Source organism: Geobacillus sp. C56-T3, from assembly GCF_000092445.1.
In the GTDB taxonomy this organism is placed as follows: Bacteria; Bacillota; Bacilli; order Bacillales; family Anoxybacillaceae; genus Geobacillus; species Geobacillus thermoleovorans.
Genome location: NC_014206.1, coordinates 2,529,571 through 2,544,433, shown reverse-complemented (window position 1 = coordinate 2,544,433; position 14,863 = coordinate 2,529,571). Strand labels below are relative to the sequence as shown.

General features: G+C 48.8%; 9 protein-coding genes and 6 pseudogenes. 10 read left to right on the top strand and 5 right to left on the bottom strand.

Annotated elements, in window-relative coordinates; all coding sequences use genetic code 11:
• Positions 1-23: 23 nt before the first annotated feature.
• The 7 genes and pseudogenes from GC56T3_RS12555 to GC56T3_RS19375 all read left to right on the top strand — a co-directional run.
• Complete coding sequence (locus GC56T3_RS12555; RefSeq protein ID WP_013145814.1) at positions 24-1,031, top strand: peptidogalycan biosysnthesis protein; 1,008 nt, start codon at positions 24-26, stop codon at positions 1,029-1,031.
• 4 nt (positions 1,032-1,035) lie between these two features.
• Positions 1,036-2,271 (top strand): ATP-grasp domain-containing protein, encoded by a 1,236-nt coding sequence (locus tag GC56T3_RS12550; RefSeq protein WP_013145813.1) that lies wholly within the window; start codon positions 1,036-1,038, stop codon positions 2,269-2,271.
• Between the two features lie 97 nt (positions 2,272-2,368).
• On the top strand, positions 2,369-2,884 hold the full coding sequence (locus GC56T3_RS20335; protein ID WP_083778782.1) for a hypothetical protein: 516 nt from the start codon (positions 2,369-2,371) through the stop codon (positions 2,882-2,884).
• Between the two features lie 76 nt (positions 2,885-2,960).
• Positions 2,961-3,416 carry a GNAT family N-acetyltransferase gene (locus tag GC56T3_RS12540; protein WP_013145812.1) on the top strand — a complete coding sequence of 152 codons (456 nt, stop codon included), beginning with the start codon at positions 2,961-2,963 and terminating at the stop codon, positions 3,414-3,416.
• Between the two features lie 57 nt (positions 3,417-3,473).
• Positions 3,474-4,694, top strand: coding sequence for an MFS transporter (locus GC56T3_RS12535; RefSeq protein WP_013145811.1), 1,221 nt, complete (start codon positions 3,474-3,476; stop codon positions 4,692-4,694).
• Between the two features lie 130 nt (positions 4,695-4,824).
• A complete protein-coding gene (gene pgmB, locus GC56T3_RS12530) occupies positions 4,825-5,517 on the top strand; it encodes a beta-phosphoglucomutase (RefSeq protein WP_013145810.1) in 693 nt (230 codons plus the stop codon).
• Between the two features lie 103 nt (positions 5,518-5,620).
• A pseudogene (locus GC56T3_RS19375) lies at positions 5,621-5,901 on the top strand (helix-turn-helix domain-containing protein); the annotation flags it as partial.
• Positions 5,902-6,030: 129 nt separating this feature from the next.
• Here the strand turns inward: GC56T3_RS19375 and GC56T3_RS19370 are convergent.
• Positions 6,031-6,350: pseudogene (locus GC56T3_RS19370) on the bottom strand (transposase); the annotation flags it as partial.
• A gap of 230 nt (positions 6,351-6,580) precedes the next feature.
• Between GC56T3_RS19370 and GC56T3_RS12515 the strand changes: the two are divergent.
• Positions 6,581-6,820, top strand: a pseudogene (locus tag GC56T3_RS12515) (RHS repeat domain-containing protein); the annotation flags it as partial.
• Positions 6,821-7,013: 193 nt separating this feature from the next.
• On the opposite strand, the gene GC56T3_RS12510 reads toward GC56T3_RS12515, so the two are convergent.
• Together GC56T3_RS12510 and GC56T3_RS20010 are read right to left on the bottom strand one after the other, a co-directional pair.
• Positions 7,014-8,672, bottom strand: coding sequence for an IS1634 family transposase (locus GC56T3_RS12510; protein WP_041468477.1), 1,659 nt, complete (start codon positions 8,670-8,672; stop codon positions 7,014-7,016).
• Positions 8,673-8,769: 97 nt separating this feature from the next.
• Positions 8,770-9,004, bottom strand: a pseudogene (locus GC56T3_RS20010) (DUF6431 domain-containing protein); the annotation flags it as partial.
• Between the two features lie 236 nt (positions 9,005-9,240).
• Between GC56T3_RS20010 and GC56T3_RS12505 the strand changes: the two are divergent.
• Positions 9,241-10,908 (top strand): IS1634 family transposase, encoded by a 1,668-nt coding sequence (locus tag GC56T3_RS12505; protein ID WP_023633822.1) that lies wholly within the window; start codon positions 9,241-9,243, stop codon positions 10,906-10,908.
• A gap of 313 nt (positions 10,909-11,221) precedes the next feature.
• On the opposite strand, the gene GC56T3_RS12500 is transcribed toward GC56T3_RS12505, so the two are convergent.
• Both GC56T3_RS12500 and GC56T3_RS18775 read right to left on the bottom strand, forming a co-directional pair.
• Complete coding sequence (locus GC56T3_RS12500) at positions 11,222-12,100, bottom strand: IS982 family transposase (RefSeq protein WP_013145809.1); 879 nt, start codon at positions 12,098-12,100, stop codon at positions 11,222-11,224.
• Between the two features lie 174 nt (positions 12,101-12,274).
• Positions 12,275-13,127: pseudogene (locus GC56T3_RS18775) on the bottom strand (IS982 family transposase).
• Positions 13,128-13,328: 201 nt separating this feature from the next.
• Between GC56T3_RS18775 and GC56T3_RS18770 the strand changes: the two are divergent.
• Positions 13,329-14,653: pseudogene (locus tag GC56T3_RS18770) on the top strand (ISLre2 family transposase).
• Positions 14,654-14,863: the final 210 nt, after the last annotated feature.

Genomic DNA, 14,863 nt, shown 5'->3' with positions numbered 1-14,863 from the left:
AATGAAGGAGTGGTCATCTTTCCATGATTGCAATCCCTGAAATTACTATAGAAACCCCTTACACTGAAAGGAAAGAAGCCTTAGAGCTTGAGGGTAGCGTGCGACGTGAACACTTTATGGATCTTGTCCTTCTATCCTTCTATGGCTCTGATATTTACGACAAATTAAATAGGATGAATACTTCAGAAAAGATGGGTTCCTACGATATCCTCCGTATCTATAATCCAAACTTGGAGCAGCGCCGCCAGCTTGCGTGTAATGGATTTATTTATAAACCGAGTTGGTTGCTTTGGATATGCCCATCTTACCAGTCGGATGAAGAGTATCTTGCGATTTTGAGCAAAAAACAACGCCAGCGTACCCGAAAGGCCGTTAATATTGTGGAGTCTCGCTTTAAAGTTGTGGTAGAAGATGGGTTAGAGATAAAAACTATTGATAAATGGTACGAACTCTACAGAAATCGTGTTAGGGAAATGAAGCGAGGTTTGCTCATAGCAGAGGCGGATCGCCATGTGTTTATAACTCAGCCGGAAAAATTTGTCGGCCTATTTATCTATGATGGATCTCAGATGATTGGCGGAACCCTCTGTCTTCGTAGAAACGACATGAACATGCTTAGGGTAGTGTATAGTGCAACCGACCCGAATTATATGGGTTCTGTTGAACTTTCACGTTATCTTTACTTCCTGTTGTTGCGTACAGCCCGGGAGCTTGGATATTCCATATCCAGCCTTGGTGTGGATCCGAATCTCTACGGACATGTGGTTAGTGTCGGGTTGTACAGCTTTAAGTGGCGAATCGGATTTCGCCCTATACCGGCTCAGATTTATGGAGAGGACAGTTCCGACGTTTTGGAGAGAATTATATCGTTTTCCAAGCTTGATGATCCGGTGTTTTGCCTGGGATATAGTGAGGAAGGTATGTCCGATTTAAGTCTTGAAGGACATCTTTTCTACCGGAATCTTGGGGTGCGTATTAGCGATTTTCAGGCACCTTTTCTTGGTAAATTACATTTACACAAGGTGGTGTAATAAGGTGCGTAAGTTATTGATTTTGGACTGGAGCTCAGAGTGGAGAGGGTATGTGTTAGAAGCCGCTGCTCGTATGGGCGTCAATGTATTGCTGGTAATGGATCGGGATCGTCCAACTCCTGAGGTGGTGTTGGATAAACTCATCCTTCCAGATCTCTATCAAAACCCGGTACAATGGGCGGAAACAATTGCAACATATGGACGTAGATGGGGTGTGGACGGTGTTTTTACTCACGAGGACGAACTTGTCGAATTGAGTGCCATCGTTGCACAATACCTAAGGCTTCCCGGGCCATCCCCAAAAGGTGTGCGGAGAGCCCTTGACAAGTGGGAAACCCGTGAATGTCTTCGGGAGATTGGTCTTCCTAACCCTAACTATAGGAGAGCAAATTCTTTCGATGAACTTAAGTCAGCTGTTAACCAGATTGGTCTCCCGGTAGTAATTAAACCGATTGCTAGCTCGTCAGCCGAGGGAGCTTCCAAAGTGGAACGTTTGGAGGATATTGAAATTGCTTGGCGGGCAGCCTTCGAGGCAAGCTTAAGCAGTCCCGTTTCTCCCGGTCAGGTCATTGTTGAGGAATACCTCCGAGACGAAGGACGCGTACTAAGTCTTGAGGGTATGATCATTGAAGGACAATTATTTCCAATTACGATAACAGAGGCGCATCAATATCATTCATCCCGCGGAGGTAGAGCGCTCCGTATTCACTACAAAGATTATTTTCTGCCGGCTCCAGTTACCGAGAAGACCTATAGGGAAATCGTTTTGATGTCAAGTAAACTAGCCGAGGCTCTTCCTATCCATTTAGGTGCGGTCCATGTCGAATATAAATTGACACCAGAAGGTCCGCGTTTATTGGAATTTAATCCACGACTTGGGGGTGGTCTGGTCCCGCTTATGGTTCGCCAAGCTTTTGGGGTTGATCTTGCTGAAGCCAGTTTGAAGCTGGCTCTTGGTGAAAAGCCAGATCTCCGTTTCACCAAAAGTAGTGCAGTTTGCCTTGATTGGTACGTTCCACCGTATGAAGGAATAGTAAGGAGCGTACATGGATTTGAAGAAATGTTGACAGCGCCAAATGTTGTACACGGAGAGCTACGAGTCAAGATAGGAGAACGCGTGGCTCCTGGTTGGTTGGGATTAGCTTTTGTTATGACGGAGCACTCAGATCCTCTTGGAGCACTGAAGTCAGCTAGGAATGCCTTGAAACATTTGTCAATAGAAATTGAACCGGTGTCTTAATGTTCGAAATGATATTCAGAGGTGAGGTGAGCTTCATGACCTCAATAATAGCACAGCGCCCGCTACTCCAAAAATTTGAGAAGCAAAAGAGGAAACTATTGCTGCACTTGTTAACAATAAAGCTGAATTGTTGTTAAACGATGCCATAAAACCCCGTCTATTACGTTTTCGGGAGGTTTGTGCGATCTACCGTTGTTTCGTGACGGAAATAACAAACTATCCGGGTCAGTATATTGATAAATTCGTAACTCGACAGTTTGACCGAATCTTACTTGATGTTCAGTGCAGTGGCGAAGGGCGTATCGATCTCAGGAGACCTCGAGCTCTTCTCTTCTGGTCTGAACATCGCATTCGCAAATTTAGCAGGCTTCAGAAAAAAATGCTCATCTCGTCGTTTAAGCTTCTGCGGCCAGGTGAAATTTTGGTCTACTCCACGTGTACTTTTGCACCGGAAGAAAATGAGGAACCAGTTGACTATTTGCTTAGGAATTATCCAGCCCGTGTAGAAGAAATTCAAATTGAAGTCCCTTCTCAATCTGGTCTTACATTATGGGGAGAAAAGAAGTATCACCCGGACCTCTCCAAAGCATTGCGGGTGTTGCCAAGTGAGTGAGTATATGGAGGGCTTCTTCTTCGTATGTAAAATCAGAAAGATGAATCATTAAGGCTCTGGTGAGGTGATAGGCGTGATGATTAGGGAGATGAAAGAAGAAGATCTTGAAAGGGTAGTAGAGATAGTGGCTGCAAATAATCCAACACTTGCTGATTTGGCCCGGTGCGATATCTCAGAGGGGCATCGTAAAGAAACGGCTCGTTTTTTTGTTGCAGAAGAGAACAGACATGTGGTGGGAGTAATGGGCTATGAGAAGGATCGGTGGGGTGTGCAAGACATTTATTGGGCAATATGGCTATTTGTAGATCCCATATGGCAACGACGAGGAATTGCCACTAAGTTATATGGTCATATTGAGGAAGAACTTCGGCGTTTGGGCTGTCGAAAGGTTTATCTCGATGTAGGGAACGAGTCAGAACACGAGGCGGCGATTGCCTTCCACAAAGCTAATGGTTTTGTTCTTGAAGGCTATCTACGGGACTATTGGAGCGATGGTGAGGATTTTCTGATTTTCGCAAAGCGTCTGTCTTAGCGAAAACATAGAAGGAGACATCCAGGGAGTTTATCAGGAATAGGAGTGCCTAATGGTATGGCTTACCTGAACCGCTATTACTGGTTTCTATGGGTTGCTCAGGCTGTCAGTTCTGTTGGTGACAGCATCGCAAGTTTATTCATGGGATGGACCGTATACAATATTACCGGTTCACAAGTGGCTATGGGAAACCTCTATATTGCATTTGTGATCCCAGAGATAGTAGTTCGAATACTCGGTTCTCCTCTTGTTGATCGGGTTGACCGGAGATATTTGATGTTTTGTATGGACTTCGTGCGGTTTGTAGCCTTTGCTACCTTAACATCTATAGTTTTGTTAGGTAAACTTCAATTATGGCATTTATATGCAATTGCCATTATTGGTGGAGCCAGTGCTGCGCTTTTCTATCCGTCAGGTATTGCAGTGCTTTCTTCGATAGTGCACAGTAAGGAGATGGTTCGAGCGAACTCAATCTTGCAAAGTTCCTTGCAAGGTGCTCAACTACTCGGGGCAGCTCTGGCAGGAGTATTGTTGAGCTTTGCAGGAGCGGCGTCTGGTTTTGGGATTAATGCTTTGACTTTTGCTATTTCTGCTCTATGTATAATTCTCCTGCCTCGGTCTGTTGGTGTACCCAGCCAAATCGTCTCCCACCATAACACAGACCGTGCTTACTTAGCTGAATTGGTCGAAGGAATCTCTTTTTACAAAACACATCGATCATTGTTGATTTTATTACTCATTGTTTCAGTAGCAAACCTAACTTCTGCCGCCATTGCACCAACAATTATTCCTTATGGTGTTGAACATGTAAAAACTAACGCCATGGGCTTAGGGATCTTACAATCGTCTTTTTCGGCGGGATATTTGGCAGGCATTGTGTTGGGAATTTTTAAGGGGAATTTTTCGCAGCAAAGGAAACCGATGATGTTCTCGCTATTCTTGTGGGGAGTTTTTCAGATCGCACTCGGTTTGTTTCCAAGTTTGCCTGTTGCGGTCGCACTCAGGGCAGGTACCGGACTTGCTACGGCTGTTTTTAACGCATTTGCCATTGCTCTACTAGTAAGTGCTATACCAAAGCACTTGCAAGGGCGGGCATTATCTTTCGCCTTGGTGGTTGTTCAAGCGGCGGAGCCTCTTGGTGCTTTTTTCGGTACAGTTATTGTCGAACAATATGGGATTTTGTCGTTGCTGATTGGGGGTGGGTTGGGGATCGCTATAATCTCTTTGGCTTCATTGCCCTTGCTGCGGTCGCTAGATGAATATCGTAGTACTACTTAACCCAGCTTGAATCGTTTTGCTGTGCTGTGGCCTGAATCGTGAGCTTCTTCTTGCTATTCCTTTTAGACAGGAGAATAAACGATAAAGTGCATTGAACACGAGGAAAATCGTTTAAGGGGGCAAGCTCTCGATGGTGAAGGATGTAATTTTTGACCTTGACGGTGTTAAGGGTGTAATTTTTGACCTGGATGGTGTTATTGTAGATACTGCAAAGTATCACCTACAAGCATGGAAAAGGGTAATCGAAGAGTTGGGAGTTATTTGTCCAAAAGAGGTGCTTGAACGAACCAAAGGTGTTGACAGAATGAGCTCTCTAAACATTTTGCTTAATTGGGCTAATCTCAAGGTAGACGAGGAGGCAAAGCAAGTTCTGGCTACACGCAAGAACAAATACTTTCTTGAATATATCAATGGGCTTGAGCCGAGGCACATTTTCCCTGGTGTTATACCGCTCATCAAACGCTTGAGGGAATCAGGTGTTAAAATTGCGTTGGGTTCAAGCACCCGTAACGCTTTATTTATCCTTGACCGTCTCCAGCTTACTTCTTACTTTGACGCTATAGCAGATCCGTCGAAAGTTCCGTCAAAACCTGCTCCAAATCTTTTTTTGCAAGTTGCACAACTAATCAACGTTGCTCCAGCCGATTGTGTTGTTGTTGAAGACTCTACAGCGGGTGTAGAGGCAGCTGTAAGAGCCGGGATGCGAGTGCTGTACGTTGGACGCGAATATCAAGGAAATGTTCCCCCCACTTGGACTATCGACACACTCGAAAAACTGATCGAAGTTATAGATAACGGAAAAATAACTTCCATACGACTTTGAGGTGTCTGGGCGGTGTATCGAAACACTCTCTAGCACCGCCCTTTTTCGTACTTAAGAAGCAGGTATGCCCCATTCATTCGCTTGAAATAGTCGTATGTTCAACTTGAATGAGGTGGGCGGGCGAGTGTACTCGATTCCCCATCAAGGGGACAAACCCATTGCGGCGAAGACGATTCTGGATTGGTGCGCCCGATACAAAAAAGGGGCTTCGACGCCTTGAAGCCGAAGCGCCGTTCGGAACGCGGCCGCTCCAGACGTCTGTCCCCCGATGATGAGGATCATATTCCAGCATTGAGGAAGGAACATCCCACCATGCCCGAGACCCTATTCTACGAACAACTCACCAAGCAGGGGGACATTCCCACTACCCTCTCATACTTTACTACTCGCATTTCGCACCCTAACAGGGTAGTAAAGAAAGGATTTTTTATTTTGTTTTTCAGAATAACTTTCCGACCAACACGACTAGCGATGGCAATCCTTTTTTACCATCGCTAGTCGTTCCGTATGACGTTACACGTAAATGCTCTCATCCATGCCCAATCCCTGCAGAATCCTTCGCTGATCAGGGGTGAGCGGTTTCCCTAGCCTGCGTTGGATTTGCCCATCGAGCAGTTCCAGCAGGACGACTCTGACATACCAAAACAATTGAAAAATCGCTTGTCCGGTTGGTCGGGTCCGTTTCCGGCCTCCTGCGCCCTTTAACGGGCGTTCGGGTGTGATGAACGGACGCACCCGGCGCTGGAAGACGTGGTAAATGGCCAAGGCCAACAGAAACAAATAGCCCAATACCGCACCCGTTCCGGTTTTTTGACGTAAATCTCATCCGTAAAGTTTCTTCCCTTTTCCTTTGCCCTTTCTTGGCATGTTTTCGTAACAGGGAAAGGAGAGAGAAAAGGTTGATTTCCGCCATTATGCGAACGCAAAAGCAACTGGTGCCAATACGATTGGAGAAGATCGAGCGCTTTCCGTTCAATGATTTGAATGTCTTCTTTTGATGCCAATACATCCGAGCTTGAAACAGAAACGTCTGGGTGTGTTTAGTGCAAAATGGCAGAGCTTCATGGCAAAAAAGGCTTGCCAGTTCCTAAAATCCCCTCTACTGTTTAAGGTTGTGAAGAACAAAACAGTGGAGGTAAAGAAAGGAAACCAAAAAGAGTACACGTACGATTTATCGGATCGCTTAAAACAGCTGTTGTTAGCGAACGGTACTTCCGTCAACTACGATTATGACGTAAATGGCAATATGACTTCAAAAGTCATTCGAACCAGCGACGGCCAGTCTCAAACATTTACTGCTTCTTAAAGAGCAATGGTCGGATGGAACGACGATCGCGTATACGTACGATGGTTTCAGGAACCATTTATCTCACATTTCGCACCCTAACAAGGTCAAAACAAAGGATTTTTTATTTAGTTTTTCAGAATAACTTTTTGACCAACACAACGAGCGATGGCAATCCTTTTTTTACCATCGCTAGTCGTTCTGTATCATGTTAGACGTAGATGCTCTCATCCATGCCCAATCCCTGCAGAATCCTTCGCTGATCCGGGTTGAGGGAGCGATCCAGTGCGCGTTGGATGCGCCCGTCTGGCAGCTCCAGCAGGATGACGTTCACATATTGAAACAGCTGGAAAATCACCTGTCCCGTTGGCCGGGTCAGCTTGCGGCCTCCAGCCCCTTTTAACGGGCGTTCTGGTGTGATGAACTGACGCACCCGGCGCTGAAAAACGCGGTAAATCGCCAAGGCCAAGAGAAATAGATAGCCCAATACGGCGACCCGTTCTGGTTTTTTGACATAAATCTCATCCGTGAAAAACGGATCTTTCAAAAACGCGAAGTTCATTTCCACCGAGATTTGCCCTTTATACAGCTTCAAGATCTCTTGGGCATCCATTTGTTGGCCCTTCCATTCCTTCGGAACGGTCGTGACGAGGACAAACCGGGACGCTTTCCGTCTCGCCTGTTCCCATGCCGGTTGGTCGAATTCGACGTTCAGGCGCAAGAGATACAGCGTCTCCGTCTCGGGTTCCGCCCCTTTTTTCGGCCGTCCGCGCCGTTTTTTCGGACGCACGATCTCTTCGACCGCGGCCTCCACTCGATGAAACCGAGGGCGAAGGGACGCCTTGAGGGACGTCAAGGCTTGTTCGGCGTCTTCGCGGCAGGAGAAGGGGTGGCGCTCCCAACGGACTTGTTCCTCGCGAAGAAGCTCCGCTTCTTTGACCCGCTCTTTTTCGAGCGTTTTTCCTTTGCGCTGGTCGAGCGCGCTCGATTCAACGACGATCAGCCGAACCGGGTGGCCTTCATAGGTCGCGGCCGTTTCCCATACCCGATGCGTGGCGCCGTTTTTCTCCGCTAGGGTAAAGGGTTCGCTCCACGGGATGTGAGGCGAATCGGCCTCCGCTAATGCCCGTTTCACGATCCGAAGCGACGAAGGGCCTCTGGTGATCAAAAAGGCATGGGCGGCTTTCGTCTGCGCCAAGGTGTCTTTCGTCATCGCGGCGGAATCGGCCACGTAAATCCATTCGTCGTCGAGGTGGGCTTGCTTCAGCTGTTCATGGACACGGGACAGTACCTCGGGATTCCATGTTTTATCAGACAGGTTGCCGTCATGCACATCGCCGTAAAACGGGATGCCATCCTCGTTGCCGATCAGCCCGAAGCCGATCTGTTTTTGCCAATGCTGATGGCGGTTGTAGCCATGTGTGATCTGCAGAGCCTCTAACGAGGCCGATTCATACGCTCCGTAAACAGTTTTGTCTGTCGTATCGGCGTGAAAGGCTCGGAGGGAAAGGCCTTCTTTGCGATAAATGTGAATCAAGCAAGTGCTGATGACCTTGTGAATATCGGCCTCATACAAGCGGTCGAGATGACGGGCCAAGGCATCGTCGTTCAACCAGGAAGGATGGAGACCGGGACGGATGAGTTTCTCTAGATCGATCTCCTGAGCCCATCGTTCTAAGTGAACAAGGGCTTGCCGGCCGTCAAATAGATTGTAAAGGATGGCCTGAACGGCATCGCTGACTCGCGTTTGGCATTGTGGATCGACGGGCACAAGATGGTCAATCAAGTGGGGGATGTCGAGTTTTTTGACTAGAACACTTATTATATTCAAATAACCATTACGATAGACCCCTTTGACTTTCACATTCATGAGAGAAAAACTCCTTTACGTTCCTTGTGTGTCAAGGATTCATTCGACACCGGAATGAAAAAATCCTCCCGATTTTCGTCGGGAGGGTGCGAAATGTGAGGAAAGAAGGCAGCACACTCAAGGTTTTACGGCATTCTTGACAGCGATATCGTGCGATCCAAAGGTGATACTCCCCCTCTGCCGTCAACACATAGCGTTGGTCGTATCCGTGACGATGCAAGGGGCGGCGGGATGGACAGTGGGGGGCATTGGTTTACGTCGGGAAAATCGTTCTCTTTCCCACGATCCGTATACGTTTGAATGTCAATGCCAAAGTCGTGAAACTGGATCACACTTCCTCCCCCCTCTCCTTGAAACGAATGGAAATCTTCGTCCGAAACAATTCACAAAAAATTTAGCACCCGAGTTCGACAGTTTTGAGGCCATTTTAGGCAAATGAAAATGGCCAAAATGCTGTTATATCAAAGATTTCGCGATGCGGATCCTAGAAAAAAACACTGAATTTCATAGGCACACGACTTGTTTATTTTAACTTTTAAAACAGCTGAATATCGGTTATAATATAGGCATGTACATACGGCGAGTAACACGCAAAAACAAAGATGGAACGACCGTGGCGTATCTCCAGCTTGCTCACAACGAATGGGATCCGAAGGCCAAATATGCGAAAGCGAAGGTGATTTATTCGTTTGGGCGCGAAGACGAGGTGGATCGCGCTGTCTTGGAGCGTCTGGCCAAAAGCATTTCGCGATTCCTTTCTCCTGAGCAGGCTTGGGAAATCGAGACGTTGACAGGAGAAGTGTCGGATGACTTTCAGTTTCAATCAAGCAAACGCCTTGGTGGCGCTTGGCTTTTGGATCAGCTCTGGAGACAACTGGGATTGGGAGAGATTCTCCACTCCTTGTTTGCCTCCCGACATCATCAGATTCCGTTGGAACGGCTGATTTTTGCCATGGTGGCGAATCGTGCCCTTCATCCGTCAAGCAAGTTGGCGATGGAGGAGTGGGTGGAGAAAGACGTGCATATCCCTCATCTTCCCCAAGTCGCCAGCCACCAGTTGTACCGGGCGATGGATGAGCTGCTGGCTGTGCAGCCGGAATTGGAACGCCAAGTGTTCCATGCCGTGGCCGATTTATTGAACCTGGAAGTCGATTTGATTTACTTTGATACGACTTCGTCGTACTTCGAAGTGGATCCATCCGAAACACCAGAAGGAGAATCGCTTCGAAAGCAGGGGTTTTCCAAAGATAAGCGTCCCGATTTGGTCCAAATCGTCATTGGACTGGCCGTTACCCGGGAAGGAGTCCCCATTCGCGCTTGGGTATGGCCTGGCAATACGATGGATATGACGGTCATCAAACAGGTGAAACAAGACTTGATTGGCTGGAAGCTTGGGCGTGTGATCAGCGTGATGGACCGCGGATTTTCGTCTGAAGAGAATTTGCGAATCTTGCAACAGGCCGGGGGACACTACATTGTCGGCGAAAAAATGCGGTCCGGCAAAGCCGCCGTCGAAGAGGCCCTAAACCGTCGCGGGCGCTACCAACAAGTTCGCGAGAACTTGCATATCAAAGAAATCATCGTGGGCGACGGAGAAGCGCGTCAGCGCTATGTTCTCGTGTACAATCCCAGCGAAGCCGAACGCCAACGCAAGGAACGGGAAAAGCTGCTCGAATCGCTGAAAGAGGAGTTGGAGGGGCTTCGCCAACTCCCCAATGAAGCTCATCATAAGGCCACCTGCCGGCTGCGTTCCCATCCGTCCTACGGAAAATACTTGCGTCAATTGAAGGATGGAACGCTTCGCATCGACAAGCAAGCGGTTCGTGAAGCGGAAAAGTACGATGGCAAATATCTCATCCGAACCTCCGATGACACCTTGTCTGCCGAGGATGTCGCGCTCGGGTATAAGCAACTGGTGGATATCGAGCAGGCCTTTCGGACGTTGAAATCAACACTCGAGCTGCGCCCCATGTATCATCGCTTGGAAGACCGTATCCGGGCGCATGTGCTGCTCAGTTGGCTGGCTCTCTTGCTGGTTCGGATCGTGGAGATCCGAACTCATGAATCGTGGCCGAAAGTAAGGGATGAATGTGAGCGTCTTATGCTTGGACATTTTTCTTCCAAAAACGGCGACCTTTATCAACGAACCGAACTGACGGCCAAACAAGCGCTATTCCTTGCGGCTCTAGGGCTGGAACCTCCTCCAAAGATTCTAGGCATCCACCCTCGCACCTAGATACACGCCCGAAGTGTGCCCAAATGCCTCCGATCCCTTTTGTATCAAGGGGCGAGAGGCATTTTGTTTGCCTAGTGACTGTCGAACTCGGGTAGCACATTCCTTCAGAAAAGGGAAGAGGGCTTTCTGAAAGAATGTGCAAAAAAATGGGCGTTTTGTGCTGAAATAATAATGATAATTTACAGTTGAATCAAAAAACAATTAGTGTTATTATTTATAATAAAGGAAATATTAAGTGATTTTAGGAGGCGGTTCTATGTTAACTAAGACAGGAATATTTTTAGATCAGGTCACCCGTGGTGCTAGTTGAGCTTTAGCGCTCAACTAGCCCAAGTGTAACCAGGGAATAGGCTAACAATATACCGTCTAACGCCACTTCAAATCCGATGATCGAATTGGCTCGGATCTCAGTGATGCGATAGTGGTCAACCAGAACCGAGAACACCGTCTCGATCCCTTTGCGTTTTTGTTGGATCCACTGCTCCCATGTCTCAGACGCACGATGTTTCTGGTTTTTTCGAGACGGAGTCCAAAGCGCCATTTGGTATTCTTCGTACAGCCTTTTTTGCAAGTCACGGCTGATGAATCCTTTGTCCCCGAAGTTATAGGGGTGAGGAATTTGGGGCATAACGCTTTCGGCTGCGATTCGATCGTGGTAAGATGCTTCCGTCACCACATACCCCATCGGCAGCCCTTGATCGGTCACTTGAAGGTGCAGCTTCAACCCGTAGTACCATTGTTTTTTGGAAGTGCAATACCCGATGTCGGCGATCTCTTGAAACCGTTTGACGCGATGCATTCTTGCCGTATGGCACAATGGGAGCGGCAAGCTGTCCACGACAGCATAGGCATGATGTTGGCCACGTTTTGCCAGCTCATGGCGGATCCATTTGATGGCGAAGTCAAGCGTCAGACAACGGCGGTTGTACCGGGAACGTTCGAGAAACGAGCCGTTTGTGAACAAATTTCCCGTGACAAAACGATGCCATGCCCGTTCAGAAGTAAAACCGAGCAGCTTTCCTAAAAGATGAATGGCGATGATGACAGCGTCCTCTTGCTTGACCAAATGGCGATTTCGACGATGAAGATGCACCTGAATGCATGAAAGTTGGGCAGAAACAAAAACGAAAATGGCGGCATATTGCTTTTGAATCTTGGCCCGATCTGTAGTAAAATGAAAGTGCTCTTGCATGGGGATTCTCCTTTCGAATGGTAGGTCACACTTTCATTCTACAGGAGATCCGCCAGGCAAGGGCTATTTTTATGCTTGATCAAGTTTATCTAGCACCACGGGTCAGGTCGAAATAAATAGCAGAACTGTAGATGAGCATTTTTAATTACAATAATCCGTGGTGCTAGTTGAGCGTCAGCGCTCAACTAGCCCTAGTGTGACCAGGGAATACGCCAACAAGATGCCATCGAGTGCCACTTCAAACCCGGCAATGGAATTCGCTCGAATGTCGGTGATCCGGTATTGGTCTACGAGAATCGAAAACACCGTCTCGATGACTTTGCTTTTTTTCCTGATCCATTCTTCCCATGTCTTGGATGGGCCGTGCTTTTGATTGTGTCGAGACGGTGTCCAGAACGCGGCTTGGTGTTCTTCGTACAGCTTTTCTCGAAGAGCGTGGCTGATGCATCCTTTGTCCCCAAAGTTGTAGGGATGAGGGATTTGAGTCATCACCGTTTCAGCGGCTTTGACGTCGTGGCAGGACGCTTCCGTCACGACATAGTCCATGGCCAGCCCTTGATGGGTCACTTGAAGATGCAGCTTGAAACCGTAGTACCATTGCTTTTTGGAAGCACAATACCCCATATCCGCGATCCCTCGAAATCGCTTGACGTGTTGCATTCTCGCGGTATGGCACAACAGAAGAGGCAAACTGTCGACAATGTCTAGCATGGTGTTAGCCACGTTTCGCCCGTTCATGACGAATCCATTTGACCGCGAAGCCAAGTGCTAGGCAGCGGCGGTTGTATCGGGAGCGTTCAAGAAACGAGCCGTTTGTGAACAAATTTCCCGTGACAAAGCGATGCCAGGCTCGTTCGGAAGAAAAGCCCAGCAGCTTCCCCAAAAGGTGAACCGCCATGACCACTTCGTCTTCTTGCTTGACCAAGTGACGGTTGCGGTGATGAAGATCCATTTGAATCAACGACAGTTGGGTAGAAACAAAGCAGAAAATGGCGGCATGTGTGAGTAAAATATTTGTGGGTGGCATTCCGGAATGATTCCTCGATGAGGGTTGCGAACTTTTGTTCGCGACGCTCGTCGGGGCCACCAAGCGAAGCGCGGTAGAACAAGCAAATGTCATACAAAAAGGACTCTCTCCCTGCTATGATGGTGATTGGCAAACCAACCGAAAACAGGAGGGAGAGAGTCCATGAAACATCTTACCACAGAATAGCCTTTATTAAAAGAGCTGGAGGAGCAATTCGTCAGAACTCTTCAAAAGGTGTTCGCTGTCTTGTTGGCCGCTCTTTTGGAGGAGATCGATCCACAACTGGCGGAAGCGCGGGACAAGCGCCGGCATCAGCTGAAAGACAAACGGCCGACTACGATCCAAACGCTGTTTGGGGAAGTGACATTCCGACGGAACGACTACTATGATCGGCAAACGGGGGCGTATACGTTCTTGCTGGATGCCGAACTGGGCTTTGATGGAGCCCAATCGATCAGCCCTTGCCTCGAGGAAACGGCGGTCGAGTTGGCCGTAGAGTGCTCTTCCTACCGCAAAGCGGCTCGCACGCTGGAGTCGATCGTGGGGTATACGGTCATGAGTCACGAGGCGATTCGCCGGTTGGTGCTCGAGGCCCCTGTCTCGCTGCATCACCCTGTTTCCAAACGGCACGGCCGAGTGCTGTTTGTGGAGGCGGAAGGACTCTGTTTCCCGCCAGGGGAAAGGAAAACGGGCGAAAGAGGAGAAAATCTTGGCGGTTCACGAGGGATGGAGACGAAACGGGTCGCAGCTTGAGCTGGTAAACCGGCGCCACTACCTCCATGAAGGGACGGGGGACGTGTGGGAGCGGTTTGAGGAGTGGCTGATGAAGGAACATGCCTATGATCCGTGCCGGGACCTGTTGGTCCTCAACGGCGATGCGGCATCGTGGATCACGGCCTGCCGGGAGTATTTTGGGAAGCGGGTGTGCTTTCAGCTGGATCGATTTCATGTGGCGCGGGAGCTGCGTCAGTGTCTGTCCGGCCATCCGCGTTGGCGGGAGGTGCGGAAGAAGCTGGCGAAACAAGACGAAACGGGGCTTTTGGCCGAGCTGAACAGCGCGGTCGGCACGTTGGAAGACGAAGCGAAAGAGAAGCAGATGGCTGCCATGATCCGCCGGATCGAGTCGATGCCGGGATGCATCCGGGACTATCGGGAGTGGCTGTCGGAGCAAGGGGTGGAGACGACTGGCATGCGTCCGATGGGCCACGCCGAGAGCGTGATGAGCCGATTTGCGCATCGGGTGAAATCCCGCCGCAGCTGGAAAGACCAAGGGCTTCGGGCGTTTCTGAGGGCGATGGCTGCCCGAATCGACGGGATCGGGGGAGAGAAAGGGACGGTTGGAGGAGCAAGAACCCCAGTCGGCCGTCTCGTCCTCAACAACGTCCAAGCGGATTGAACAGGCCAAACGGAAGGCCGGACGGTTATGGGCGGATGTGGTGCGTCAGAATCTACCGTGTCTGCAGCGGTCATCCGGGACGCCGATCCATCAAGCGTTGTCGGCGCTCCGGGATGGTGGTTGTGTGTAAAAAATGGAATGCAATATGATCACCTCAAGATGAGGGATGAGAGTCAGAAAGCGCTTACGATATCCATTCCTGAAAATGGTTCACTAACTAGTGATGGACAACGACCGTAGTGAACCGAAAAAAAGTTCTCCACAAAGTCTTGACTGACTCATGGCGGCATATTGTTTTTGAACTGCAGTAAAATGAAAGTGCTCTTGCATGGGGGGATCT